23 protein-coding genes are annotated in these 25,966 nt (G+C 72.9%); 7 read left to right on the top strand and 16 right to left on the bottom strand.

Annotated features, from left to right (window positions below; translation table 11 throughout):
- Nucleotides 1-41: 41 nt before the first annotated feature.
- Both IF45_RS0108455 and IF45_RS0108460 read left to right on the top strand, forming a co-directional pair.
- Complete coding sequence (locus tag IF45_RS0108455) at nucleotides 42-470, top strand: organic hydroperoxide resistance protein (RefSeq protein ID WP_003947875.1); 429 nt, start codon at nucleotides 42-44, stop codon at nucleotides 468-470.
- A gap of 68 nt (nucleotides 471-538) precedes the next feature.
- A complete protein-coding gene (locus IF45_RS0108460; protein WP_008408700.1) occupies nucleotides 539-1,369 on the top strand; it encodes an EI24 domain-containing protein in 831 nt (276 codons plus the stop codon).
- A 19-nt stretch (nucleotides 1,370-1,388) separates the two neighbouring features.
- Here IF45_RS0108460 and IF45_RS0108465 read toward each other — a convergent pair whose 3' ends face one another.
- The gene (locus tag IF45_RS0108465; RefSeq protein WP_003947873.1) at nucleotides 1,389-1,955 is read right to left on the bottom strand and encodes a TetR/AcrR family transcriptional regulator; all 567 of its coding nucleotides are present in this window, start codon (nucleotides 1,953-1,955) and stop codon (nucleotides 1,389-1,391) included.
- A 218-nt stretch (nucleotides 1,956-2,173) separates the two neighbouring features.
- On the opposite strand from IF45_RS0108465, the gene IF45_RS0108470 reads away from it, so the two are divergent.
- Entirely contained in the window at nucleotides 2,174-4,657 is a 2,484-nt protein-coding gene (locus IF45_RS0108470; RefSeq protein ID WP_030306549.1) for a beta-glucosidase, read from the top strand.
- Nucleotides 4,658-4,697: 40 nt separating this feature from the next.
- Here the strand turns inward: IF45_RS0108470 and IF45_RS0108475 are convergent, their stop codons facing one another.
- Nucleotides 4,698-5,597 (bottom strand): SGNH/GDSL hydrolase family protein, encoded by a 900-nt coding sequence (locus tag IF45_RS0108475; protein ID WP_030306551.1) that lies wholly within the window; start codon nucleotides 5,595-5,597, stop codon nucleotides 4,698-4,700.
- A gap of 389 nt (nucleotides 5,598-5,986) precedes the next feature.
- Nucleotides 5,987-6,867, bottom strand: a protein-coding gene (locus IF45_RS32875) for an IS5 family transposase (protein ID WP_103506694.1) whose coding sequence is annotated in 2 segments (ribosomal slippage) — nucleotides 5,987-6,507 and nucleotides 6,507-6,867 — 882 coding nt in all. Because the reading frame shifts where the segments join, the coding sequence is not laid out codon by codon here.
- 340 nt (nucleotides 6,868-7,207) lie between these two features.
- On the opposite strand from IF45_RS32875, the gene IF45_RS0108490 reads away from it, so the two are divergent.
- Nucleotides 7,208-7,702: a DUF3145 domain-containing protein gene (locus IF45_RS0108490; protein ID WP_003947870.1), complete on the top strand. Its 495-nt coding sequence runs from the start codon at nucleotides 7,208-7,210 to the stop codon at nucleotides 7,700-7,702.
- Between the two features lie 87 nt (nucleotides 7,703-7,789).
- Here IF45_RS0108490 and IF45_RS0108495 read toward each other — a convergent pair whose 3' ends face one another.
- From IF45_RS0108495 to IF45_RS0108515, 5 genes are all read right to left on the bottom strand, one after another.
- Nucleotides 7,790-9,061 carry a beta-ketoacyl-[acyl-carrier-protein] synthase family protein gene (locus IF45_RS0108495; protein ID WP_003947869.1) on the bottom strand — a complete coding sequence of 424 codons (1,272 nt, stop codon included), beginning with the start codon at nucleotides 9,059-9,061 and terminating at the stop codon, nucleotides 7,790-7,792.
- Nucleotides 9,062-9,207: 146 nt separating this feature from the next.
- Nucleotides 9,208-9,456: an acyl carrier protein gene (locus IF45_RS0108500; protein WP_003947868.1), complete on the bottom strand. Its 249-nt coding sequence runs from the start codon at nucleotides 9,454-9,456 to the stop codon at nucleotides 9,208-9,210.
- Nucleotides 9,457-9,529: 73 nt separating this feature from the next.
- On the bottom strand, nucleotides 9,530-10,531 hold the full coding sequence (locus tag IF45_RS0108505; protein WP_003947867.1) for a ketoacyl-ACP synthase III: 1,002 nt from the start codon (nucleotides 10,529-10,531) through the stop codon (nucleotides 9,530-9,532).
- Between the two features lie 17 nt (nucleotides 10,532-10,548).
- A complete protein-coding gene (locus tag IF45_RS0108510) occupies nucleotides 10,549-11,490 on the bottom strand; it encodes an ACP S-malonyltransferase (protein WP_030306567.1) in 942 nt (313 codons plus the stop codon).
- Between the two features lie 89 nt (nucleotides 11,491-11,579).
- Complete coding sequence (locus IF45_RS0108515) at nucleotides 11,580-12,719, bottom strand: PucR family transcriptional regulator (protein ID WP_095730220.1); 1,140 nt, start codon at nucleotides 12,717-12,719, stop codon at nucleotides 11,580-11,582.
- Nucleotides 12,720-12,902: 183 nt separating this feature from the next.
- On the opposite strand from IF45_RS0108515, the gene IF45_RS0108520 reads away from it, so the two are divergent.
- Nucleotides 12,903-13,658 carry a pirin family protein gene (locus tag IF45_RS0108520; RefSeq protein WP_030306569.1) on the top strand — a complete coding sequence of 252 codons (756 nt, stop codon included), beginning with the start codon at nucleotides 12,903-12,905 and terminating at the stop codon, nucleotides 13,656-13,658.
- Between the two features lie 161 nt (nucleotides 13,659-13,819).
- Here IF45_RS0108520 and IF45_RS0108525 read toward each other — a convergent pair whose 3' ends face one another.
- Together IF45_RS0108525 and IF45_RS0108535 are read right to left on the bottom strand one after the other, a co-directional pair.
- Entirely contained in the window at nucleotides 13,820-14,410 is a 591-nt protein-coding gene (locus tag IF45_RS0108525) for a GNAT family N-acetyltransferase (RefSeq protein ID WP_026047995.1), read from the bottom strand.
- Between the two features lie 641 nt (nucleotides 14,411-15,051).
- Nucleotides 15,052-15,894: a serine hydrolase domain-containing protein gene (locus IF45_RS0108535; protein ID WP_075987314.1), complete on the bottom strand. Its 843-nt coding sequence runs from the start codon at nucleotides 15,892-15,894 to the stop codon at nucleotides 15,052-15,054.
- A gap of 193 nt (nucleotides 15,895-16,087) precedes the next feature.
- Here IF45_RS0108535 and IF45_RS31295 point away from each other — a divergent pair, with 193 nt between their 5' ends.
- Together IF45_RS31295 and IF45_RS0108545 are read left to right on the top strand one after the other, a co-directional pair.
- Nucleotides 16,088-16,621 carry a MerR family transcriptional regulator gene (locus tag IF45_RS31295; protein WP_242536815.1) on the top strand — a complete coding sequence of 178 codons (534 nt, stop codon included), beginning with the start codon at nucleotides 16,088-16,090 and terminating at the stop codon, nucleotides 16,619-16,621.
- 111 nt (nucleotides 16,622-16,732) lie between these two features.
- A complete protein-coding gene (locus IF45_RS0108545; protein WP_030306576.1) occupies nucleotides 16,733-17,803 on the top strand; it encodes an aldo/keto reductase in 1,071 nt (356 codons plus the stop codon).
- A 121-nt stretch (nucleotides 17,804-17,924) separates the two neighbouring features.
- Here IF45_RS0108545 and IF45_RS0108550 read toward each other — a convergent pair whose 3' ends face one another.
- The 6 genes from IF45_RS0108550 to IF45_RS0108575 all read right to left on the bottom strand — a co-directional run bounded on the left by IF45_RS0108550 (nucleotide 17,925) and on the right by IF45_RS0108575 (nucleotide 24,973).
- Nucleotides 17,925-19,142, bottom strand: a complete 1,218-nt coding sequence (locus IF45_RS0108550; protein ID WP_030306579.1) for an acyltransferase family protein — start codon at nucleotides 19,140-19,142, stop codon at nucleotides 17,925-17,927.
- Nucleotides 19,139-20,230, bottom strand: coding sequence for an alpha/beta hydrolase (locus tag IF45_RS0108555; RefSeq protein ID WP_030306581.1), 1,092 nt, complete (start codon nucleotides 20,228-20,230; stop codon nucleotides 19,139-19,141). The genes IF45_RS0108550 and IF45_RS0108555 overlap by 4 nt, the downstream gene beginning before the upstream one ends.
- 272 nt (nucleotides 20,231-20,502) lie before the next feature.
- Nucleotides 20,503-21,186: a response regulator transcription factor gene (locus tag IF45_RS0108560; RefSeq protein WP_030306583.1), complete on the bottom strand. Its 684-nt coding sequence runs from the start codon at nucleotides 21,184-21,186 to the stop codon at nucleotides 20,503-20,505.
- Complete coding sequence (locus IF45_RS0108565; protein WP_030306585.1) at nucleotides 21,183-22,580, bottom strand: sensor histidine kinase; 1,398 nt, start codon at nucleotides 22,578-22,580, stop codon at nucleotides 21,183-21,185. The genes IF45_RS0108560 and IF45_RS0108565 overlap by 4 nt, the downstream gene beginning before the upstream one ends.
- Nucleotides 22,581-22,785: 205 nt before the next feature.
- Entirely contained in the window at nucleotides 22,786-23,658 is an 873-nt protein-coding gene (locus IF45_RS0108570; RefSeq protein ID WP_026282341.1) for a DUF4429 domain-containing protein, read from the bottom strand.
- 76 nt (nucleotides 23,659-23,734) lie between these two features.
- Nucleotides 23,735-24,973 (bottom strand): alpha/beta hydrolase, encoded by a 1,239-nt coding sequence (locus IF45_RS0108575; RefSeq protein ID WP_018468000.1) that lies wholly within the window; start codon nucleotides 24,971-24,973, stop codon nucleotides 23,735-23,737.
- Between the last annotated feature and the right edge of the window lie 993 nt (nucleotides 24,974-25,966).

Genomic DNA, 25,966 nt, shown 5'->3' on the forward strand with positions numbered 1-25,966 from the left:
CGTGGGCGCGAGCCCCGGCGGAACAATCAGGAGGAACACGCATGTCCATCCAGCACATAGACGTCGCCTACACCGCCGTCGCCACCGCCGAGAACGGCCGTGACGGCCGGGTCGCGACCGACGACGGCAAGCTCGACGTCGTCGTCAACCCGCCCAAGGAGATGGGCGGAAGCGGCGCCGGCACCAACCCGGAGCAGCTCTTCGCCGCCGGTTACAGCGCCTGCTTCCAGGGCGCGCTGGGCGTCGTGGCCCGGGCCGCCAAGGCCGACATCAAGGGCTCGACCGTCACCGCGCAGGTCGGCATCGGCAAGGCCGAGGCCGGCGGCTTCGGCCTGGAGGTCGAGCTGATCACCTCCATCCCGAACGTGGACCGCGCCACCGCCGAGGAGCTCGTCGCCAAGGCCCATGAGGTCTGCCCGTACTCCAACGCCACCCGCGGCAACATCAAGGTGACCCTCACCGTCGCCTGACCCCGCCCCGCGGCCCCCGGCCCACCCGCCCCGCGCACGCGGTGCGGGTGGGCCGGTAGGGTTCCCGCATGGGTGATCTCGGCGTCGGTTTCCGGTACTTGATGAACGGCCAGCGCTGGGCGCTGTCCCATGGGAAGACCTTCGGGCTGGGTCTGCTGCCCGGCCTGATCACGCTGGTCGTCTACGCGGCGGCGCTGGTCGCGCTCGCCTTCGGCGCCGACGACCTGATCGCCTGGGCCACCCCCTTCGCCGACGGCTGGGGCTCCCCGTGGCTCGGCCTCTTCCGCGGCTTCCTCACCGCGGTCCTCTTCGCGCTGGGCCTGATGCTCGCGGTGATCACCTTCACCTCGGTCACCCTGCTCGTCGGCTCGCCCTTCTACGACGCCGTCTCCGAGCGCGTCGACGCCTCGATCGACGGCAACGTCCCCACCTCCGGCCGCTCCTTCTGGTACGACCTGTGGGTCTCGACCCGCGACAGCCTGCGCATCCTGGTCCGCGCCGCGATCTGGGGCGTACTGCTCTTCGCGCTCGGCTTCATCCCGGTCGTCGGCCAGACCGCCATCCCCGTCGCCGGCTTCTTCGTGACCGGCTTCTTCCTCACCGAGGAACTCGCCTCCGTCGCCCTCGCCCGGCGCGACGTCGACCTGCGCGGGCGGCTCACCCTGCTCCGCTCCCGCCGGATGCTGGCCTGGGGCTTCGGCGTACCGCTGGCCCTCGCCTACGTGATCCCGTTCGTCGCCGTCTTTCTGATGCCCGGTGCCGTCGCCGGGGCCACCCTGCTCTCCCGCGACCTGCTGGGCGAGCCGACCGCCCCCACGGCGGACGCCGTCCCCGGCACCGGCGAAGCCGCCCCCACCGGCCTGGCGAAGCCCCCGGCCGACACTCCGGCCGAGCGCTGACCGGCCGTAACTCCCCTCCTCAGGACGGCGGCTCCTCGCCCAGCAGGACGAGGAAGTCGCGGAAGGCCGCCGTCATGTCGACCGCCTCCGGGTCCAGCAGCCACTGGTACTGGAGGCCGTCCATGACCGCCACCAGCAGCGGAGCCGCCTGCTCCGGTGTCAGCCCACTCGGCAGCCGCTCGCCGTACGCGGTGCGCAGGATGGCCGCCATGTCCGCGCGCACCACGGCGTACCGCCCGGTGAAGTAGGCGCGGGCCGGGTGGTCCCCGGTGACGCTCTCGCCCAGCAGCGCGGAGAAGGTCCGCACGATGGCCGGCCGGGTCGCGTTGTAGTCGACCAGCGCCGCCAGCAGATCCAGCCGCCAGCTCTCGCGCGGGGTCGCGTCCCACTGGTCGCGGGCCTCCAGCACTCCCACCAGCAGCGCCTCCTTGGTGGGGAAGTGGTGCAGCAGCCCCTGCTGGGTGAGGCCGACCCGCTCCGCCACGGCCGCCAGCGAGGCGGCGCGGTAGCCGCGCTCGGAGATCACCTCCAGCGCCGCCCGCAGGATCTCCCCGCGCCGGTCCTCGTTCCTGCCGCCCCTGCTCATGGCTGGCGCCGCCCTCTCCTCCTGCTGTACCGCCGGAAGCCGGACCCGCGCGCCCGGCAGCGGCGACGTTACGACACCCCGTGACCGGCCGGGGACCCGGCACACCCATGACATAACGAAAAGGTCACGAACCCGATCGCTCACCAGGGAGCGAGGGCAAGATGTGACCAGGCGCCGGGCAGGGACCCCCGCGCCGCCCACCCGCGCGAGGAGAGACCATGACGGATCACCCCGGCAAGGAGTACGAGGACCGGCTCGACCAGGCCGTCGAGGCCGCGTTCGCCGCCCTCGACCTGGACGCCAAGAGCCGCCTGCTGGCCGGACAGGACATGTGGTCGCTGCCCGCGCTGCCCGAGGCCGGAGTCGGCTCGCTGGTCATGTCCGACGGGCCCGTCGGCGTCCGGGGCGTCCGCTGGACCGCGGCCGACCCCTCCGTGGCGCTCCCCTCGCCGACCGCGCTCGCCGCCTCCTGGGACCCGGAGCTGGCCCGCCGCGCCGGGGTCCTCCTCGCCCAGGAGGCCCGCCGCAAGGGCGTCCACGTCCTCCTCGCGCCGACCGTCAACCTCCACCGCTCCCCGCTGGGCGGCCGCCACTTCGAGACGTACAGCGAGGACCCCTACCTGACCGGGGCGATCGGGACCGGCTACGTCCAGGGTGTGCAGAGCGGCGGGGTCGGCACCACCGTCAAGCACTTCGCGGGGAACGACGCGGAGACCGAACGCTTCACCGTCGACAACCGCATCGACGCCCGGACACTGCGCGAGGTCTACCTCGCGCCGTTCGAGACGATCACCACCGAGGCCCGCCCGTGGGGCGTCATGACCGCCTACAACAGCGTCAACGGCACCACCATGACCGAACACCACGAGCTGGTCACCGGCGTCCTGCGCGGCGAATGGGGCTTCGACGGGATCAACGTCTCCGACTGGCTCGCCGCCCGCTCCACCGGCCCCGCCCTCACCGCCGGCCTCGACCTCGCCATGCCCGGCCCGCGCACCGTCCACGGCCCCGCGCTCGCCGCCGCCGTCCGCGCCGGGCAGGTGGACGAGGCGTACGTCGACGCTGCCGTCCGCCGTGTGCTGCGCCTGGCCGGACGCGTCGGCATCCTCGACGGCGTCGGCCCCGCCGTCGGGCCCGGGCAGCTCCCGGCCGAGGTCGACGGCGCCGCGGTGGCCCGCGAGGTCGCCCGGCGCGGCTTCGTCCTGCTCCGCAACGCACCCACCGCCGACGGCACGCCGGTCCTGCCGCTCGGCCCGGAGCCCGGCACCGTCGCCCTGATCGGCGCCGCCGCCCGCGAGGCCCGCGCCCTCGGCGGCGGCTCCGCCACCGTCTTCCCGCCGCACCTCACCTCGCCCCTGGAGGGGCTGCGCGCCGCCCTCGGCGAGGAGGCCGTCACCTTCCGCGTCGGCGCCGACCCGCAGACCGACCTCGGCCCCGCCACCCAGGGCTTCGACCTGCGCGCCGTCTGCCGCGACGCCGAGGGCACCGTCCTCGGCACCGCGCCCGTGCCCGGCGGCGCCGTCCAGTGGGTCGGCAGCGATCTGCCCGAGGGCGTCACCCACGACACCCTGCACTCCATCGAGATCACCGGCACCTACACCCCGCCCGAGTCCGGCCGCCACACCTTCGGCACCCGGGGCCTGGGCGCCTTCCGCCTCACCGTCGACGGCCGGGAACTCTGGTCCGGCAGCCAGGGCCTCGGCGAGGCCCGCGACCCGTTCGAGGCGTTCTTCGGCGCCCCCACCGAACGCGCCACCGCCCACCTCACCGCAGGCACGCCCGTCGACCTCAGCCTGGAGTACGTCCGCACCCGCCTGCCCGACGCGCCCCTGGAGGGCGTCAGCGTCTCCCTCGTCCACCTGCTGCCCCAGCGCGACCCGGACGAGCTGATCGCCGAGGCCGCCGAGGCCGCCCGGCAGGCGGAGACGGCGGTGGTCGTCGTCGCCACCACCGAGGCCGTCGAGTCCGAGGGCTTCGACCGCACCTCGCTGGCGCTCCCCGGCCGCCAGGACGACCTGGTCCGCGCCGTCGTCGCCGCCAACCCCCGCACCGTCGTGGTGGTCAACGCGGGCTCGCCGGTCGAGATGGCCTGGCGCGAGGAGGCCGCCGCCGTGCTGCTGACCTGGTTCCCGGGCCAGGAGGGCGGCTCCGCCCTCGCCGACGTCCTCCTCGGCCACGAGGAGCCCGGCGGCCGCCTCCCCACCACCTGGCCGGCCCGCCTCGCCGACGCCCCCGTCACCGACACCACCCCCACCGACGGCCGCCTCGATTACACCGAGGGCGTCTTCGTCGGCTACGCCGCCTGGGAGCGGGCCGGCACCACCCCCGCCTACCCCTTCGGCCACGGCCTCGGCTACACCGACTGGGCCTACGAGACCCTGCGCGCGGAGGGCCGCACGGTCACCGTCGGCCTGCGCAACACCGGTACCCGCCCGGGCCGCGAGACCGTCCAGCTCTACCTCGCCCCGCCGCCCGCCGCCCCCGGCGAGCCGGAACGCCCCGCCCAGCGCCTCGCCGGCTTCGCCCTCGCCGAGGCGGGACCCGGCGAGTCCACCGAGGTCACCGTCGAACTCCCCGGCCGCGCCTTCCAGATCTGGGACGAGGCGGCGGGTGGCTGGTCCCACCGTCCAGGCCGCTACGAGGTGCGCGCCGCCCGCTCCGCGGCCGACCCGCGCCTGACCCTGGCCCTCCAGGAGGACTGACCGGCGTGCGGCCCGGGGTGCCGTACGCGCCCCGGGCCGCTCAGCCCTTCGCCGTCACCGCGCGGTAGGCGATCCGCGCGATGTGCGCCTGGCCGTTCTTGCTGGGATGGAACCAGTCCCACGGGGAGAGCTGCGTACCGGTGAAACGGAAGTCGAAGACCGCCCCGCCGTCGGTGCGGCAGAGCCGGTCCTGCCCGCAGACCTCCGCCAGCACCCGGTTGTACGCCTTGACCCGCTTGTGCACCTTGGCCCGGCGCTTCACCGACTTCTTGTCGACCGCGTCCGGCTTCGACAGCATCGACCGGCAGATCCCCAGCGCCCACACCTGCTTGCCCAGCTCGCTGGTGCGCCCCTCGGACCAGAGCCGCTTCAGGTCCGGCACGCTCGCCATGTACACCTGGGTGCGCGGGAGCTCCTCGCGGACGATCTCCATCGCCTCCTTGACCGACTTCCGGAAGTCCTTGACCTTGGTCATGTGGCGGGTGGAGGTCCGGCAGGCGTCGTTGGCCCCGACCATCACCGTCAGCAGCTCCGGCCGGTCCTGCACCGCCCGCTCCACCTGCGCCGGAAGGTCCGCCGCCCGCGCCCCCGAGACCGCGTGGTTCCAGCTCCGCTCCGCCGCGCCCCGCTCCCCGAGCAGCCGCAGCGCCAGCGAGCGCACCCCCGGGTCGCTGCCCGTGGCCCAGGACGCCTCCGGGCAGTCGGCCAGCACCGAGCAGGCGTCGAAACCGCGCGTGATGGAGTCCCCGACCGCCGCCAGCGAGGCCGGACGCGTGTCCCACCCGGTCTGCTGCCTGGCCCGGGGCGCGGCCTGCTCGTCGCTGCCCTGCGAGGAGGACGGCGCGCTCCCGCAGGCGGGCAGCACCGCGCCCAGGAGCACCGCCAGGGCCGCCGCGGTCCCCGCCCGCCTCCTGCGGCCCCGTACACCCCGCTCGCCCATCGCGCCTCCTTCCGCCTGCTGCTCCGTCGCCGCCTGCCGTCAGGGCGGTCCTCCCGCTCAACGGGTTCGCCCCCTCGCGCGGTTCCGGGCGCCATCGTCGCGCGGCCCGGGGGCCGCCGCGCGCTGTGCTCGGCCGGTCCGGTGCGTACTGCCCCCGGCCGGCCCAGCCGCGCCACCCGCCCGTCACCCGGCCGCCGGAACGGCCCCGGGGGTGTCTGACAGATCCTGTGCGGTGTCCGCGGTGTTCGGTGCGTGCTCTCGGCGCGCCGGACGAAGGTCCTCGTAGCGGAGCTACTTGGGCCTTTGGCCGGTGCGGCGAGAGTGCGTGCCGGGCGCCGCGGGTGCCGTGCGGGATCTGTCAGGCACCCCCCTAGGTTCTGTCCGGCGGATCACTGGCGGAGCCAGAGGCGTATCGCTGCGGCGGTGACGGTGCCGTGGAAGACGTAGGCCCGCTTGTCGTAACGGGTTGCGACTGCGCGGGAGTTCTTAAGCCGGTTGATGGTCCGCTCGACCTCGTTGCGGCGCCGGTAGTGGTCGCGGTCGAAGCCGGTGGGCCTGCCGCCCGCGCTGCCTCTGCGGCGGCGGTTGGCCCGCTGGTCCTTCGGTTCCGGAATCGTGTGTCGGATGTCGCGTCTTCGCAGGTAGCTGCGGTTGCGGCGTGAGCTGTATGCCTTGTCGCCGCTGACGTGGTCCGGCCGTGTCCGGGGTCGTCCGCCCAGCGGACGGGGGACCCGAATGCGGTCCAGGACCTCGATCATCTGTGGGGCGTCGCCCCACTGGCCCGGCGTGAGCAGGAGGGCCATGGGGCGGCAGCCGCCTTCGCCGGCAAGGTGGATCTTGCAGGTCAGGCCGCCCCGGGACCGTCCGAGTCCCTCGTCGGGGCGGTGGTGCCGGGGCGTCGTCCTTTTTTCGGGACCCGCGGCCGGGTCTTGCGGGCGCCGGCCGCATGCTGGTGGGCCCGGCAGGACGTCGAGTCGACACCGACCATCGACCAGTCGATCCGCCCCGCCAGGTCGGCGTCGGCCTGGACCGAGTGCAGGATCCGGTCCCAGGTTCCGTCCGCCGACCAGCGGCGATGCCGTTCATAGACGGTCTTCCACGAGCCGTAGCGTTCCGGCAGGTCACGCCACGGGACACCGGTCCGGACCCGGAACAGGACGCCGTTGACCACAGTGCGGTGGTCGTTCCATCGGCCGCCCCGCCGACCCGAAGGCGGCAGATGTGGTTCCAGTAACGACCACTCGCGATTCGTCAGATCCCCCCGACCCATGACCGAACCAACGAGCGACCGGTCAGAAGGTCACATGATCCGCCGGACAGAACCTAGGCCGGGCGGGTGGCGCCGGGCGTGCGCCGGGCGCGTCCTGGCGGGTGAAAGGCTGGGGATTCGGGGAAACCGGCCCGACGGTACGTCACCCTCCCACGGGTGCGGCACGGTAGCTTTGGCCCCGGGCAGTCCGGCCGGTGGCGTACGGACGCCCCGGGGGCCGCGCCGCCCACCGGTTCCGCTAAGTTACATCACGTCACATCTGTCCTATTTGGGAAATTCGCTCGGCATGGGTGCGAGGCCGCTCGGGACAGCGCCCCTCGGTCCCCCACTGGAGGTTCCGGTGACGACACGTGGAGTCCTGTACGTGCACTCCGCTCCCCGCGCGCTGTGCCCGCATGTCGAGTGGGCCGTGGCCGGTGTGCTCGGCGTGCGCGTCAGCCTCGACTGGATTCGGCAGCCCGCCGCCCCGGGCACCTGGAGAGCCGAGTTCTCCTGGCAGGGCCAGGCCGGCATCGCCTCCCGGCTCGCCTCCGCGCTGCGCGGCTGGCAGCAGCTGCGTTTCGAGGTGACCGCCGAACCCAGCCCCGGCGCCGAGGGCGAGCGGTACAGCTCCACCCCGGGCCTCGGCATCTTCCACGCCGTCACCGGCATCCACGGCGACATTCTCGTCCCCGAGGACCGGCTGCGCGCCGCCCTGGTCCGCTCCCAGGCCGGCGAGACCGACCTGGAGGCCGAGATCGCCCGCCTCCTCGGCAAGCCCTGGGACGACGAACTGGAACCCTTCCGTCACGCCGGCGAGGGCGCCCCCGTCCGCTGGCTCCACCAGGTCGTCTGAGCCCCGGGCGCCCGCACGCCCGTACAGCGGAAGGGCCCGCCTCCCCACGGGGGGAGGCGGGCCCTTCGCCCTGCGTACGCGGGCCGGTCAGACCGTGCGGAAGGCGAGGACCACGTTGTGGCCGCCGAAGCCGAACGAGTTGTTGATCGCGGCGACGGTGCCCTCGGGCAGCTCGCGCGCCTCGCCGCGGACCACGTCCGCGCCGGCCTCGGTGATCGCCGGGTCCAGCTCGTCGACGTTGAGCGTCGGCGGGGCCTTGCGGTGCTTCAGCGCCAGGACCGTCGCGACCGTCTCGATGCCGCCGGCGCCGCCGAGCAGGTGGCCCGTCATCGACTTGGTCGCCGAGATCGCCACGTGCTCCAGGTCCTCGCCCAGGATCTGGCGAAGCGCCTTGACCTCGGCGATGTCGCCCTGCGGCGTCGAGGTGGCGTGCGCGTTCAGGTGCACGACCTCGGAGGGCTTCAGGTCGGTGTCGTCCATCAGGTGCTGCAGCGCCGCCGCGATGCCCCGGCCGGTCGGCTCGGGCTGCGCGATGTGGTGGCTGTCGGCCGACAGGCCCTGGCCCAGCACCTCGCAGTAGACGCTCGCCCCGCGCGCCGCCGCGTGCTCGGCCGACTCCAGGACGACGACGCCCGCGCCCTCGCCGAGGACGAAGCCGTCGCGGCCGGTGTCGTAGGGGCGCGACGCCTTCTCGGGCTCGTCGTTGTTCTTCGACATCGCCATCATGTTGGCGAACGCCACCACCGGCAGCGGGTGGATGGCCGCCTCGGTGCCGCCCGCCACGACCACGTCGGCGCGGCCGGTGCGGATCATCTCCACCGCGTAGCCGATCGCCTCGGCGCCGGAGGCGCAGGCCGACACCGGGGTGTGCACACCGGCCCGGGCGTTGACCTCCAGGCCGACGTTGGCCGAGGGGCTGTTCGGCATCAGCATGGGCACGGTGTGCGGGGAGACGCGCCGGGCGCCCTTCTCCTTCAGCACGTCGTACTGGTCCAGCAGCGTGGTGACGCCGCCGATGCCGGAGGCGATGACCGTGCCGAGGCGCTCCGGGCTGATCTGCTCGTCCTCGCCCGCCATCGCCGTGTAACCGGCGTCGGCCCAGGCCTCACGGGCGGCGATCAGCGCGAACTGCGCCGAGCGGTCGAGCTTGCGTACCAGGGGGCGCGGCAGGACCTCGGCCGGCTCCACCGCGATCTGCGCGGCGATCCGGACCGGCAGGTCCGCGTAGCGTTCGTCGTCCAGCGGACGGACGCCGGAGCGGCCCGCGATCAGACCTTCCCAGGTCGATGCGGCGTCGCCACCCAGCGGGGTGGTCGCGCCGATACCGGTGACGACCACGGTGCGATTGGTCGGGCTCACAGGGCTTGTCTCCACAGGTCAGAGGGTCGAGCTACGAGGCGCGCCACCACCGGTGCGGCGGTCGGGCGCCCGGACCGGCCGAGGCCGGGGCCGGGCAGCGGGGAGCGGACCCGGAAGGCCCGGGGCCGCTCCCGGTGCGTCGGGGCTCAGCCCTGGTGCTTCAGGATGTAGGACGTGGCGTCGCCGACGGTCTTGAGGTTCTTGACGTCCTCGTCGGGGATCTTCACGTCGAAGCGCTCCTCGGCGGCGACGACGACCTCGACCATGGACAGCGAGTCGACGTCCAGGTCGTCGGTGAAGGACTTGTCCAGCTGGACGTCCTCGACCGGGATGCCGGCGATCTCGTTCACGATCTCCGCGAGACCGTCGACGATCTCTTCCTGCGTGGCGGCCATGATGGCGCTCCTTCGTTGGTGTTCTGAGGTGTACGGTTCCGCGCACTCCGGAAGAACCGGAGGTGAGCGGCGCCTAGGGGAGAGTAACGACCGTCGCGGCGTAGACGAGACCCGCCCCGAAGCCGATGACGAGTGCCGTGTCGCCGCTCTTGGCCTCGCCCGTCGCCAGAAGCCGCTCCATCGCGAGCGGGATCGACGCGGCCGAGGTGTTGCCGGTGGTCTCGATGTCACGGGCGACCGTGACGTGCTCCGGCAGTTTGAGGGTCTTCACCATCGAGTCGATGATCCGCATGTTGGCCTGGTGCGGAATGAAGACGTCCAGGTCGTCCGCGGTGATCCCGGCGGCCTCCAGCGCCTGCTGGGCGACCTTGGCCATCTCGAAGACGGCCCAGCGGAAGACCGCCTGGCCCTCCTGCGTGATCGCCGGGAACTTCTCCGGGTGGCCGTCGCGGTACTCCGCCCACGACACCGTCTGCTTGATGGTCTCCGACTTGTCGCCCTCGGAGCCCCACACCGTCCGCCCGATGGCCGGGACGTCGGAGGGGCCGACGACGACCGCGCCCGCGCCGTCACCGAAGAGGAAGGCCGTCGCGCGGTCCTCGTGGTCGGTGAGGTCGCTGAGCCGCTCCACGCCGATGACCAGCACGTGCTCGGCCGACCCGTCGACGATCATGCCCTTGGCCAGGGTCAGGCCGTAGCCGAACCCCGCGCAGCCGGCGGAGATGTCGAAGGCGGCGGGCTTGCCGGCGCCCACCAGGTGGGCGATCTCGGTGGCGACCGCCGGGGTCTGCTTGAAGTGCGAGACCGTCGAGACGACGACGGCGCCGATGTCGGCCGGGGCTATACCGGCGTCCGCGATGGCCTTGCCCGCCGCCTCCACCGACATCGCGGTGACGGTCTCCTGGTCGTCGGCCCAGTGCCGGGTCGCGATGCCCGAACGCGAGCGGATCCACTCGTCGGACGAGTCGATCCGCTCCAGGATCACCTCGTTGGGCACCACCCGCGTCGGGCGGTAGCCGCCGACCCCGAGAATGCGCGCGTACGGTGCACCCTTGCTGGGCTTGATCTTCGCCATGCTGTCGGTGCTCCTTCTCAGGCCGTCTGCGAGTCCGCCGGGGCGGCGGGGGAGTGCTCGGCGATCAGGGCGCGTGCGGCGTCGAGGTCGTCGGGGGTCTTCAGGGCGAGCGTCTTGACGCCCGGCATCGCACGCTTGGCCAGTCCGGTCAGCGTGCCGCCCGGGCAGACCTCCAGCAGCGCGGTCGCGCCCAGCTCCTGGAAGGTCTCCATGCACAGGTCCCAGCGGACCGGGTTGGCCACCTGGCCCACCAGCCGCTCCAGCACCTCCGTACCCGTGGCCACCCGCGCGCCGTCCCGGTTGGAGACGTACGGCACCACCGGGTCGGCCGGGGCCAGCTCCTTGGCGGCCGTCTCCAGCTCCGCCACGGCCGGGGCCATGTGCGTGGTGTGGAAGGCACCGGCCACCTTGAGCGGCACCACCCGGCGCACGCCCTCGGGCTTGTCGGCCACCAGGGCGTCGATCTGCTCCAGCGTGCCCGCGGCGACGATCTGCCCGGCGCCGTTGACGTTGGCCGGGGTGAGGCCGAGCTTCTCCAGGTGGGCCAGGGTCACCTCCGGGTCGCCGCCGAGCAGGGCGGCCATCCCGGTGGCCGTGACCGCAGCGGCCTCGGCCATCGCCTGCCCGCGGCGGCGCACCAGGCGCAGCGCGGCGGTGTCGTCCAGGACCGAGGCGAAGGCGGCGGCTGTGATCTCGCCGACGCTGTGACCCGCGACGGCGCCGGGGGCCACCTCGCCGAGCGCGGCGGCGGAGAGCAGCCCGGCCGCGACCAGCAGCGGCTGGGCCACCGCGGTGTCACGGATCGCCTCGGCGTCCGCCTCGGTGCCGTAGTGCACCAGGTCGAGGCCGATGGCGTCGGACCAGGCCGCGACGCGGTCGGCGGCACCGGGGAGTTCGAGCCAGGGGGTCAGGAAGCCGGGCGTCTGAGCGCCCTGGCCGGGAGCGACGAGTACGAGCACTCTCACACTCTCTCTTGGGGAGGGCCCCGACGGCCGGTGGGGACAGGGACCAAGAACCGTCAGGGGAATTGTTGGTGTCCGACAAAATCCTAGAGTTGCGCCTCGGCGTCCGCCAAGCGCCCCAGGATCAGCGCGATACGCAGCGTGAAGGCCGATCGCACGTCGGAGGGTGACCAGCCGGTGACGTCAGTCACACGTCGAAGCCGGTAGCGCACGGTGTTCGGGTGGACGAACAGCATCCGCGCCGCCCCTTCGAGGCTGCTCGCCTGCTCCAGGTACACACTCAAGGTCTCCAGGAGGGCGGACCCCGCCTCCTCCAACGGTCTGTAGATCTCCTCCACCAGCTGGTCCCGCGCGGCGGGATCGCCCGCCATCGCGCGCTCGGGCAGCAGATCGTCCGCGAGGACCGGGCGGGGCGCGTCCTGCCAGGCCGCGCACGCCTTCAGCCCCGCCGCGGCGGCCTGCGCCGAACGCGTCGCCGCCAGCAGATCCGCCACCACCGGACCGGCCACCACGGGCCCCGCCGCGTACGGCCCGATCAACGCCTTCGCCACGTGCAGCGGGTTGTCGCTGCCGCCCGCGATCACCACCAGACGGTTGCCGAGGACGCCGGTCAGCACCTGCACCTTGGCCCCGCGCGAGGCCCGCCGGATCGCCTCCACGGTCAGCTCGCTGTCGCCGTCGGGCGCGGTGCCGAGGATGACGCAGACGTGCTCGGGGGAGTTCCAGCCGAGCGCGGCCGCCCGGGAGACGGCGCCCTCGTCGGCCTCGCCGGAGAGCACCGCGTTGACCACCAGCGACTCCAGCCGGGCGTCCCAGGCGCCGCGCGCCTCGGCCGCCTGCGCGTAGACCTGGGCGGTGGCGAAGGCGATCTCGCGGGCGTAGACCAGCAGCGCCTCCCGCAGCACCGACTCGTCGCCCGGCGCCGCCACCTCGTCGATCGCGGTCTCCATCACCTCGATCGTGGTGCGCACCATCTCCACGGTCTGCCGCAGCGTGATCGCCCGCGTCAGTTCGCGCGGTGCCGTGCCGAAGACGTCGGTGGAGATCGCCTGCGGCGCGTCCGGCTGCCGGAACCACTCGGTGAACGCCGCGATACCCGCCTGCGCCACCAGGCCGATCCACGAACGGTTCTCCGGGGGCATCGCCCGGTACCAGGGCAGCGTCTCGTCCATCCGCGCGATGGCGTTGGCGGCGAGGCGCCCGGAGGAACGCTCCAGCCGCTTCAGCGTCGCGGTGTGCGGGTGGCCGGCCCCCGCCTCCGCGGAGTGCTCCGCGGACTGCTCGGTGGGCCGGTCGGGGGGTGTGGATTCGGGTTGGGACACGTGACAAGACTGCCTCATCGGAGAGGGGTGGTGGGCTGGCGGGTCGCAGGGGAGGGGCGCCGGACGCGTGGAGGGCCGGGCCGTACCGTGGTGCGGGTGATCGACGTACGGCGCTCCGGCGACCGGTACCGGGGCAGCGAGCCCCCGTCCGGCATCAGCTCTCTGCACGCCTTCTCCTTCGGCCGGCACTACGACCCGGACAACCTCCGCTTCGGCCCGCTCCTCGCCTGCAACGAGGAGCGCCTCGCTCCCGGCGCGGGCTTCGACGAGCACCCGCACAGCCACACCGAGATCGTCACGTGGGTGACCGAGGGGGAGCTGACCCACCAGGACTCCACCGGCCACACCACCGTGGTCCGCCCCGGCGACGTCCAGCACCTCAGCGCCGCCTCCGGCGTCCGCCACGTCGAGCGCAACGACGGCCCCGCCCCCCTCGCCTTCCTCCAGATGTGGCTGGCCCCCCTCACCTGGGACGGCACCCCCGCCTACTCCCTCATCCGCCGCGAGGACCTCCCCCAGGACCACGCCGACACCGTCGTCCTCACCCTCCCCGCCGCGGCAGCCACCCTCCACCACCTCCAGCTCACCCCCGGCCGTCCGCAGCCCCTGCCGGAGGCGCCACTCCGGTACGTCCACGTACTGAACGGTGAGGTCCGGTTCGGCCCCGCCCCGGCGGAGGCCCCGTCCGGCGCCCCGGAGGCCGACGTCCGGAACGGCGCCCCGGCGGCGGAACTGGGCCCCGGGGACTCCGCCCGGATCGGCGCCCCGGCCGAAGGCCCCCTTACGCTCATGGCGCACGGCGAGGCCCCGGCCGAACTGCTGGTCTGGGCGATGGAGGGGTGACGGGCGTCCGCGCCCGGACGGGGGAGGGCCAGGCACGTCGATCGGCCGTGGGGTGCCCGAAAGCCGGCCCGGTCAAGTCCCGCCGACGCTGAGGAACGGCCCGGGAGCGGCAGGCGGGCGGGCGCGGCGGAAGCAGCGGTACGGGGCGAACGGCTCGCCCCTCAACTCCGCTTCCCGTGCCGCCACATGGCCCACATCTCCGGACCGGAACGGAACGTGAGCCGCCGCTCGGTCACGAACCCCAGCCGCTGGTAGAACCCCAGATTCCGCTCATTGCTCGACTCCAGGAACACCGGCCGCCCGTCGGCATCCGCCCGCTCCAGCAACCCACCGAGCACCACGCCCCCGAGCCCCGTCCCCTGAGCCTCGGCCCGCGTCCCCAGGAACTCGACGTACCAGTGCTCCGGCATCCTCGGATGCCGCCGCTCCAGGGCGAACAACCGCGCCCCGACCCTCGGCAGCTCCGCCCGGCCCGCCCGGACCAGCGTCCCCGCGTTCCGCAGCAGATAGGCGGCCGGCAGCTTCCAGGCACCGGGCTCCGCCCACACGCACACCACCCGCCGCCCCTCATCGGTCCACACCCGCCCGTACGGGATCTGCTGCGCGAGATGCCCCCGGAACAGCAACCGGAGCCGCCCCTCCCGGTCACGCGGCATCAGCCACGCCCAGACCGGATCGTCCCGGTACGCACTCGCCAACACCCCGGCAAGCACCTCCACATCAGCCGCACGGGCCTGCACGAGTCGCCCCATGCGGGGACGGTACGCGCGGGGGACTGGGGGCGCCAAGGGGCGGAGGGGCGGGGTACGGGGGCGCGAGGTGCGGCTGGGGGAGCGGCAGACGATCCCTTGTGGGCGGGGTTTTGGCGGGCAAGGCAGGGGCGGGGTTCAGGCGGCCTTGGGCGGGGGCCGGGGTGGGGCGCTGGGCGAGATGGCTGGGGAGGGGTGGAGGGAGTTGGAGGGCGTGCTGACTAGGCGGGTGCTTGAGGGGAGGGAGGCAAGGAGGACGAGGGCTGAGCAGGTTCGGGCGTGCCCGGTGCTGGGGCTGGCCCGTGCGGACAGTGGGTCCAGCCGGGGAGCCGACCGAACCGGGAGGCCAGCCTGACTCTGGATCTGCCTCGCCTGGAGCTGGCCTCGCCGGGAGCCGCCCGGCTTAGGGTCACGTCGGAATCTGGGCGACTTGGCGCCGGCCCCGCCCTGTCACGGGTCCACCAGGGCGGGGCCACCGGGGCCGGGTATCCGGAGAGCCCGACCCGGGAGTGCGCAAGGCTCGCCGCTCGGAGATCCGGTGTCTTGTCAGGCCGTGCCCTGAGGCGGAACCGAAGCCGAACGATCTCGACCCGGCCCTCTTTACCCCAGCCTCGGCGCACAGGGGCCCTTGGCCCTGGGTCCCGTCAGCTGTCCCCGGCCCCGCCCAGCTCCTTGAGGACGGCGTCCGTGAACGGGGGCCACGCCTCGATGGCCCAAGGCCCGAAGTCCCGGTCCGTCAGCGCGACGGCGGCGGCCCGGGCGTCCGGGTCGATCCACAGGAACGTGCCGGACTGCCCGAAGTGCCCGAAGGTCCTCGGCGACGACGCCGCCCCCGTCCAGTGCGGCGACTTCCCGTCCCGGATCTCGAAACCCAGTCCCCAGTCGTTCGGATTCTGGCTCCCGTACCCGGGCAGCACCCCCTTCAGCCCCGGATGCACGACCGACATGGCCTCGGCGACCGTACGGGCGTCCAACAACTGGGGCGCCTGCACCTCCGCCGCGAACCGGATCAGGTCGTCCACCGTCGACCACCCGTCCTTCGCCGGGGACTGCCCCCCTTCCAGCGTGGTCGACTCCATCCCCAAGGGCTCCAGCACGGCCTGACGCAGGTACTCCGGGAAGGCGATTCCCGTCACCTTGGCCAGGTGCTCCCCCAACGCCTCGAAACCGGCGTTCGAGTAGATCCGACGCGCTCCGGGCTCCGCCTGGACCCGGTTCTCGTCGAAGGCCAGCCCGCTGGTGTGCGCCAGCAGGTGCCGTACCGTCGCGCCCTCGGGCCCGGCCGGCTCGTCGAGCTCGACGGCCCCTTCCTCGTACGCCACCAGCACGGCGTACGCCGCGATCGGCTTGGTCACCGACGCCAGCGCGAACCGCCGGTCGGTGGGCCCGTGGGTCCCGGCCACCGTCCCGTCGGACCGCACCACGGCCGCCGCCGCGTGCGGCACCGGCCACTCGTCCACCCGTGCCAGACTCTCAAGGCTTCGCATGTCGGCGAGTCTAGAACGGGCGTCCGGCCCGGTCGGGCGGTGCCCGGTCCTCACCAGGCGAAGTCCGGCGACGCGTGGAAGGCGTGCAGGGTGATGGCGGACGGCCGCCGAAGCGGGCGGGAGGCGGATCGTGCCCGCCTCGGGGCGATCCGCGCTTGCCTGGAGTGGACTCCAACGTTCTAGCGTGGAGGACATGACGGTGACGGATACCACCTCCCTGCCCGCTGTGGTCCGAGACTGCTTGGCCGAACCCGACCCCCTTCCCCGCCCGGACGGCGACGACCGGTACACGATCAGCGAGGTCGCCGAGCTGACCGGTCTGACCCCTCACACCCTCAGGTGGTACGAGCGCATCGGCCTGATGCAGCACATCGACCGCTCCCACTCCGGACAGCGCCGCTACAGCAACGCCGACCTGCGCTGGCTGTCGCTGGTCGGCAAACTGCGCCTCACCGGCATGTCCGTCGCCGACATGATCCGCTACGCCGAACTCGCCCGAGCCGGGGAGCACACCTTCGCCGAACGGCAGGAACTCCTCCAGGCCACCCGCCGGGACGTCCTGACCCGCATCGCGGAACTCCAGGGCACCCTCTCCGTCCTCGACTACAAGATCGACCACTACGCGGGCAAGATCGACCGCCACGCACGCACCCGGACGGCCGAAGCCGCCCCGCGCGCCGAGGGCGCCCCGCGCGCCGAGGGCGCCCCGCGCGCCGAGGGCGCCTGACCTCCCGCTCCACGGCCCGCGCCCACGACGCGAGCCACCCACGCCACTCCGTTCTGGCCCCCGTCCACGATCCCGCGACGGCGAGGCCAGGGCTCCCATGGAGGAATCACCATGACGCAGCACTCTCCTGACTCTTCCGCCCCGTCCGCCGGCGCCGCCGACGGCACCCGCCCGTCCCACATCGGCACGGTGGCCCTTTCGACAGGCGGCCCCGAAGTCGGTGTCCAGGGCCTCGGCTGCATGGGCATGAGCTTCGCCTACGGACCCACCGACACCGACGCTGCCCGCGCCACCCTCAGCCGCGCCCTCGACCTCGGCGTCACCTTCTTCGACACCGCGGACGTCTACGGCGCCGGTGAGAACGAACAGTTCCTCGCCCCCTTCTTCCAGGCCCACCGCGACGAGATCACCATCGCCACCAAGTTCGCGCTGGGCATCGACCCGAACCAGCCCGGCGTGCGCACGATCCGCAACGACGCGCCCTACATCCGTGAGAGCGTCGACGCCAGCCTCCGCCGACTCGGCGTGGAGCACATCGACGTCTACTACATGCACCGCCGCGACACCTCCGTCCCCATCGAGGAGACCGTCGGCACCATGGCGGAACTGGTCAGCGCCGGCAAGGTCGGTCACCTCGGCCTCAGCGAGGTCACCGCCGCCGAACTCCGGGCAGCCCACGCGGTCCACCCGATCACGGTGGTCCAGTCGGAGTGGTCGCTGTTCAGCCGTGACGTCGAGGCGTCGGTGGTTCCCGCGGCCGCCGCGCTCGGCGTCGGGTTTGTGCCCTACTCACCGCTCGGGCGGGGATTCCTGACCGGCTCCTTCGTCCAGGCCGAGAGCGAACTCACCGACGACGACTTCCGCCGCAGCCAGCCCCGTTTCACCGGCGACAACGCCGCGGCCAACGCCGCCCTGCTGGAGCCCCTGCGCACGGTCGCCGCCGCCCACGGAGCCAGCCCTGCCCAGATCGCCCTGGCCTGGGTCCAGCAGCAGGCGGAGGTGCACCGCCTGCCGGTCGTCCCCATTCCGGGCACCCGCAAGCCGACCCGCGTCGAGGAGAACACCGCGGCGACCCGCATCCACCTCACCGAAGCGGAGCTGGCCCTCCTGGAGCCCATCGCGGGCAAGGTCGCCGGTGACCGCTACGCCGACATGTCCTTCACCTCGGCGGGCCGCGACTGATCCGTACAGCCTCATCCCGCTTCCCCCTCTCCGCCTCTCGCGTCTCTGCCTCTCACGCCCGGTCCTGAGGTCTCCCATGTGGCCGAAGGGCCGGGCCTCCTGGCCGCGCGCACTCCTGAACTCAGGCCAGCCGGAGAGCGAATATCGCGAACCCCGCCGCCAGCACACCGGCCACCACGCGTATCCCTCGTCCCGCTCCGGTCCACGGCGCGTCCAGGCGACGGGCGGACCTCGCGGTCACCATCAGCAGGGCGGCGAAGAGCGGTATCCACATCACCCGTGCGGCGACCCAGCCGGCCGTGTCCGGTGTCGAGGTGAGGCCGGGCACCACACCGAGGGCCGCCCCCGGTATCGCCGCGGTCAGCATCGCCGTCTGGTGCCAGCAGAGGATCGTCATCGCCGACAGGTTGACCGCGACGACCGGTGTCCACCAGGACGGGCGCCGGAGCAGTGAGGCGAGCCGGTCGCGCAGCAGCACCGCCGCCCCGCTCTGGAAGGCCCCTAGCGCAAGTACCAGCAGTGAGGGCGGGTGCGAGTTGGTCCGGGCCTCGCCCGGCACCCCCACCATGGACATCGGATACCCGAACTCCCACAGCAGCAGGGCGAACAGCGCGGCCCCACCGAACAGCAGCACCTTTGCCGCCCGCCGGCTCATACGCCCTTCGCCCCAGCCCACCCCCAACTGGTAGGCGAACAGCCACCCGGGCAGCACGTTCAACAGACTCAGCCACGTCGGCATCCCGGCCGACCAGGGTCCGTACCGAAGCAGGTCCACGACGGCGACCGTGCCGAGGAGTGGCACGGCGGCCCAGGGACCCGCCTTCCGGGCGGCAAGCGCACACCACGGTGTCAGCGCGGTGACCGCCCCGTAGACACCGACGAACCAGAGCGGCTGGATGACGAGAGTGGCCGCTGTGTGCAGGGTGGCGTCAGGCACCCCCGACCACCACAGCACCGTCAGGAGGCCCGCCCAGATCGCCGTCACGCCCACCACGGGGCGTCCGAGCCGTACCAGCCGTCCGGCGATCCAGCTCCGTGCCGACTCGCCCCGCTCGGACGCCCGCCGGTAGGAGAGCGCCGAGGCGTATCCCCCGACGAGGAAGAAGATGCCGAGCATCTGCAGCACCCAGCTCAGGGGCGCGAGCGAGGGGAAGGAGGAGAGCGGACTGGCGTTGTGGAGGCCGCCGTCGCCGTCACGTGTGAACCCGCCGAGGAGCCAGTGGCCGGTCGGCACCGCAAGCAGGGCCAGGGCCCGCAGTCCGTCGAGCGCGCGGTCACGGTGAGCAGGAGTTGCCGCGTCCACCTTGGCCACGGCCTGACGCATCCGGGTCGCGTTCATGCCGCTCTCCCTTCCGCGATGGAGGCGAAGACCGCGAGAGCGTCCGTACCGGGAGCGAAGTAGTCGGAGTGGCCGCTCACCCCCTGCGCGGGCACATGGCGGGCGCCGAAGCCGGGCGCGGTCGGGTCGGTGCCGTGGCCCAGCTCGAAGAGCCGCAGATGGGGCACCTTGCCGATCCAGTCCCCGGAGCTGCGTGCCGCCCAGACGCGGGCGGAGGTGCCCAGGGAGGCGGCGTCCGCCACCCGCATCCCCGGTGAGCCCAGGACCACCAGATCGCTCATGCGCAGACCCGGTGCGGCCAGGCCGCACACCACCGATCCGTAGCTGTGGCAGAAGAGTGACGGGCTGGGAAGTCCCGTGGCGTCCAGCCCCTCGACGAAGCGCCTCAGCCGGGGTGCGCCCGCCTCGGCCAGGCGGCCGGTGGCCGCGTCGGGACCGATCCCGACCGGGGTGGTGTAGCCGACCCAGGCGATGACCGCGGTCCGCCCGTCCGTCGCCTTGGCGAGGGAGCGGGCCATGCCCGCCGGTGTGCCGTAGGGGTTGCCTGAGCGGTTGAAGGTGCCGAGGTCGATGTCGGAACCGGGGACGACGACCGCCACGTGCCGGGCCGAGCCGAGGTCGCCGAAGACCTCTGCCACCTGCCCTCGGCCCCGGGGATCGAAGACGAGTATCTGCCGTCCCGGCTCCAGCAGCCCGCGGTACCGTTCGGCACGCTCGGCCGCCCGGTCGCGTTCCTCGCCGGACAGCCGCCGGTCCGCCGCCCTTTTCCGCTCCCCGGCGCGTGCGTCGGCCAGTGCCCGGGCGTTGGCCGCGTAACGGAGGGGGGCCGGCGCGCCGTCCAGGTTGCCCAGGACGAGGGGGTGGCGTTCGGCGAGGTCAGCCAGCTGTCGCTCCGTCAGGTCGGCCAGGAGATGACCGACTTCCGTGGGCGTGGTGCGTGCCGGGTCGGGCAGGTCCCGCCCTGTCGAGGTGTCGGTGCGCCAGGCTGCGACGCCGGGTGGCGGTCCCGTGACAGGGGCCTGCTGGCCGGTCGACGCCCACCCGGTGGTGGCCGTCATCAGCGTGGACGCCAGCACCAGCCCGGCCATCGTGCGCCGGCCTCGCGAACGTGCCCCTGGCCTCGCTGAACGTACCCGCATCCGCATCATCGGTCCCCGTCTCCCCGTCCGGCCGGTGCTCGTGTCCGGCCTGTTGGAGAGAAAGGTAGGAAGACGACACCCGCGGGGGCTTCACACCGGAGAGCCAAGTACGGCGTCATACCCCAGTAGGGGGTGGGTGAGGCCAAGGAGGCGGGGGACGACGGAGAAGACCGCCCGGCGCGGAGGCTGCCGGACGGTCGGGGGAGAGGGGGCGAGCGAGGTCAGCGCACGCTGTCACCGGGCTTGACCAGCCCGGATTCGTAGGCGGCGATGACCGCCTGGGCGCGGTCGCGGATACCGAGCTTGGAGAGGATGCGGCTGATGTGGGTTTTCACCGTCTGCTCGGCGAGGACGAGTTGTTCGGCGATCTCCAGATTGGAGAGCCCGCGGGCCACCAGCTCCAGTACCTCGGTCTCACGCGGTGTGAGGCCGTTCAACTGCAGACGGGGGTCGCGACGGGGGCGCGGGCGCCGCCGGACGATGTCCTCGATGAAGCGGCGGGTCACGGCGGGGTCGAGCAGCGCGTTCCCGCCGTGGATGACGCGGACCGCCGAGACCAGGCTGGCCGGCGGCGAGTCCTTCAGCAGAAAGCCGGAGGCTCCGGCGTGCAGCGCCTCGTACACGTAGTCGTCCACGTCGAAGGTGGTCAGCATGATGACCTTCGGACGATGGGCCGTCCCCGGCTGCGGGCTCAGCAGCTCCCGGGTCGCCGTCAGACCGTCCATCTCCGGCATCCGTACGTCCATCAGCACGATGTCGGGGTGGGTCTTGCGGCTCACCTCGATACCGCTCCGCCCGTCCGCGGCCTCGCCGACGACGTCGATGTCCGACTGGGCGGACAACAGCGCGGCGAAACCGGCCCGCACCATGCCCTGGTCGTCGACGATGATCACACGGATGCTCATGCGGGGTCAGGTTCCTTTTCACGACGGGGGAGCCGGGCGGCGACACGGAATCCTCCGCCGGGCAAGGGGCCGGTGTCGAGGGTCCCACCGACGAGCCGGACCCGCTCCCGCATTCCGACGAGACCATGGCCCGTCCCCGTGGTCTCCAGCGGCACCCGGCGTGCACGACCGGGCCCGTTGACGATGACCACCGTGACGGAGTCGCTCTCCACGGAGACGGAGATCGTCGTCCGCGCCTCCGGGGCGTGCCGCACGACGTTGGCCAGTGCCTCCTGGACGATGCGGTAGAGCGACAGGTCCAGCGAGGCGGGGAGGTCGGCCAGCATCGCCGCGATCTCCACCTCGGTCCGCGACATGGTCACCGGCACTCCGGCCCGTACGGTGGCGGCCACCAGTTGGCTGAGCTGCCGAAGACCTGGCTGTGGCGTCCGTTCCCCCTCGGCGTCCTCGCTGCGCAGGACGGAGAGGATGCGGCGCATCTCCGTCAGCGACTCGCGGGCGCTCTCCGCGATGGAGCTGAACTCCCGCGCCGCCTCCTCGTCGAGATGCGGTATGCGGTAGCGCGCCGAGTCGGCCTGCACCGTGATGAGTGACATGTGGTGGGCCACCACATCGTGCAACTCGCGAGCGATGCGGTTGCGTTCCTCCAGGAGCGTCCGCTGGGACCGCTCCGCCTCGCTGATGGTCTCCTGCTCGACCAGTCGGCGCTGCGCGTCACCCCTCTCCCGCAGCGTCGCCGAGAGCAGCAGGAGAGCTCCGGACAGGGTGAAGGTGAGGAGCTGGGTACCGTCGCTGTGCTCCTGGGAGAGGACCTCGAAGAAGAGCCCCGCGCCCCCGGTGGCCAGCCAGACGGCGAGCAGGGTCCGCCTGCCCGCGCGCAGACCCAGGCAGATCATGAGCAGTTGGTAGCCGACGATGTTCATCGGTGTCCAGGGCCAGGACCTTCCGTCGAGACCCGGGGTCCCCAGCATGGCGACGGCCGCGACGATGTCGGCGGTGAAGATCACCCACCATGCCTGGACGGGGCGCGACACGGCCAGGAGGAGCGGTGCGGTCTGCGCGGTGGCGAAGGCGCCGGCCAGGGCTCCGTTCATTCCGTAGTCCTGGACCAGGACCGTCGTCGTGACCGGCAGCAGAGCCGCCACCGCCGCGAAGGCCAGCCCGTGCGGAAGGTGGCGCACCCAGGCGTTCCGCGCGCCCGAGAGCAGCGGCCGGGTGGAGTCCGCCGGTGTGCCCAGCGCCAGCCCCAGGGAGCGCAGTTCCTTCCGGGAGGAGCGCACGGCCGGGGTGGTGGCCGTGCGCCGGGCCCATTCCCGTACACGGTCGAGTGCCTCGCGCAGGGAGCGGGGCGAGGAGGAGTCGTCTTCGTGGTCACGCGGCGGTTCGGTCTTCATGGCTCGCACAGCCTAGGCAGCTCGGCCCTGGACCGCGTCATACTACGGAGCTGCATCGAGGGTCATACCGGGGTATGCAGACACGTGTCCGAAAGAGGGGCATTCTGGGCGACGTGCCAGAGATGATCCTCAAGCCGCGTGCCCCTTGCGCACAGCCACCCCCGGGTGCGTCGCGAGGCGGGCCCCGCCCTGTCCCGCTCCGTCCTCACAGTTCGGACAGCAGCTGCGTCTTCTTGCTGACGAACTCCTCGTCGGTCACCAGGCCGGCCTGGTGCAGATCACCGAGATGCCGGATGCGCTCGGCGATGTCGGCGGGGTCGCGGCGGAGCGGGATGCGGGCGGCCTCCGCGGGGCGGCTCTCTGGCGTGCGCTCGGCGGCCCGCACGGCGGCCAGGACGGCCGCGGCGAACGGCAGCGACTCGTGAACGGGCCCGTAGCCCGGCCCGAACACCACGCACGCCGGGTCCAGTTCGGAGCGGGCGGCCGGCGCCGCCGATCCGGCCCGTGGCACCAGCCGCAGGCAGCCGTTGAGCTCCTCCGGCGAGCGCCACTCGACGTCCGCCAGCTCGGTCACCGGGAAGGTCTGGTCGCCCGCCTTCCACTTCTCCGTGGACGCGCCCGTGGGAGACCAGCGGAACGACACCGCCGCCCCGTCGAAGGACGCCTTGCCGTCGTACGCCTTGAAGTGCAGCGGTGCCTCGGGGGGCGCCACCAGGTCGCGGACGGAGGCCGGGGCCGGGCGGTCCGCGATGAGCTTGTTCAACTCGTCCACCTGCTCGCGGGCCTGCTGCTCCTGGGCCGAAGGCAGCACCAGGCGGTAGGGGTCGCAGCCCTCCTTCAACTGGCCGGAGGCGGCGTCCATCAGGGGGTCGGCGCCCGCCCGGGCCACCGCGCGCAGCACCACGGTCCCGCGTCTGCCGGGAGCCAGCGAGACCGTGTCCAACGCCTCCAGCGGGACGCGCCGTTCACCGAGCGCCTGAAAAAGCTTCGGTGTCCGGATGCCCCGTTCGAAGCGGATGAGCACGGAGTCGGAATCGATCTCCCAGGCGGCATGAGATCCAGCCAATACGTCACCCATGCGGCTCATCGTATGCGCCACGCTTCTCCTCGTCCCCTTTCCCGGCGGGCCCGCCGCCCTGCCGTCTCTACGCGCGTCAGGCAGAGACGACGTCCTCGGCGTCGTGATAACAGCTGTTGGTGCCGGCGGCGCACCGCAGGGTCTGGTAGGCCCCGACGCCGATCCGGGCGAAGTTGTCGAGGCTCTCCGTCCCCGGCTCGAAGTAGCCCGCGTGCCCCGCGGCCCCGTTGGCGGAGAGCACGCGCGCACCGAACTCGGCCGACACGGGGTCGGTGCCGTGCCCCACTCCGGCGAGTTCGAGGTTGGGGATTTCACCGATCCAGTCGTCCTGGTCCCGCATCGCCCAGATCCGGGCTCCCGTGCCGAGCTGGGCGGCGTTGGCGGCACGCATGCCGGGGCTTCCGGCGACCGCGATGTCCGTGACCCGGGAGGGCAGATCGCGGGCGGAGACGCCGCAGACCACCGACCCGTAGCTGTGGCAGTACAGGGCGACCGACTTCTTCCCGGGCAGGCTGCGGACCAGGTTGGAGAGCCGCACGGCGCCGTCCTCCGCCCGCTTGGCGGTGACGGCGTCCACACCGATGCCCGCCGGAGAGGTGTAGTCGGCCCAGGCGATCACCGCCACCCGCGGAGCGCCGGACGCGGAGCGCGGCAGACTGCCCTCGCGCTGTGCGCGCTCCGCCTTGTACAGCGACTTGGCCATGCCGGCAGGGGCCGAGAACGTCCTGTAGGTCCGCTCGTACGTCAGCACGTCGGTGTCGACACCCGGCACCACGACGGAGACCCGTGCCGCGCGGTCGAGGTTGCCGAAGACCTCGGCGACCCGCCCCCGCCCGGTCGGGTCGAAGGCGAGTACATGGCGCTTGGGATGCAGCAGAGAGAGGAAGCGGTGCATCCGGCGGTCGGCCTCCTGGCGGCCTTCCGTGGAGAGCCGGTGGTCACGGACCCGCTCCCGCTCCACGCCGACCGCCTCCTCGAGCGCGATCCGGTTGGCCCGGTAGCGCAGTTTCGGTGGCGCGCCGTTCATGTTCCCCACCGCCAGCGGATACCGCTCGGCCAGGTCGAGCCGTTGAGCACGGCTGAGCGAGGCGAAGAACCCGGCCAGCTTGGCCGAGGGCGCGTCCGCGTCCGGCAGCGCCTTGCCCTGGAAGCGGCCGTCACTCCATGCGTTCAGCGCGCGCTGCAGCGGATTGGTGTCACCCCGCTGGTGACGCGCGGCTGTCCAGCCGGAGGTCGCCAGCATGACGAGGACGATCGCCAGGGCGAGCAGCGTGCGCCAGACGTTGAACTGGGGAGATGAGTCGAAGGAAGTCACTGCGGGACACCCTAGGAGACCGTCGGCGCTGCTTCGGGCAGCCGTGGGTCAGATCACTGAACCGGGCGGGCCTTTACGGCAAACCGGGTGCACGTGCTTCCGCCGGTGACTTTCCGTGCACGGACGCGTGGGTCAATCGATCTCGTCAACGGGCCGGATTCGTCCCGGCGGGACACGTCGAGCCTGCCGAGGACTCCGGTGGCCATGGCGGGCCCGGAGCCCGAGCCGCGTCGGCGCAGCGCGCCGCGCGGGGTTACGTCACTCGTTAGGGGACAGGGTGTGACCGGCGAAGAGGGGCTGAAGAGCCCTTCCGGCGGGGTCGCGGTCCGGTTCGTGCAGCGGGCTCTGCCTCTCTGACGTGGGAGAACGCCGCTCGAACCCGGCCCGCGGCAAAACCGGGCGCTTCCCCGCGCGAGGCGGAACAACCGCTACCGGTGCTGGCTGTGCGTGAAGTTCACCTATCAGGCTGGTGACCGCCGCCGGAGCTTCCCTCCGAGGCCCTCGCCGGTCCACAGTTCACTCACCGGCCGCACCACCGGCGCATCCGGGCTCCGGCCCGATCGCCGGGCGGTGCCTCGCCCACCGCCACGGTGTGGAGCCGGGACCCAGCCACAGACGCGCACGCCGCAACAGCGGCGCATTCGTCATGGACGCCTCCGGCCATGGCGCCGCCCTCCACAAGCGGGCAGGCCCCGCCTGTGTGGCGCGGCACTCCGTGGCCATCCACCCATCCGCCCTTGGGCAACGGCGCCCGCACGCGCCGCGACGAGCCCCTGCCCCGCACGACGCACCGCAGAGCAATCACTCAACGACCACCATCCATCACACCGAGGAACGGGGAATCACCATGTCGAAGCCGATGAAGCACTCCAGGCCGATCCCGACCCACCCGGGACGCGGCATCCACCGGGACCGCGTGGTGGCCCCCACCGCGCGCCGGCGTCCCCTGCAGCCGCGCATCGTCCGGCACGCCGCGGCACCCGCAGCCTCCAG

The sequence above is a fragment of the Streptomyces albidoflavus genome, assembly GCF_000719955.1.
GTDB classification, from domain to species: Bacteria; Actinomycetota; Actinomycetes; order Streptomycetales; family Streptomycetaceae; genus Streptomyces; species Streptomyces albidoflavus.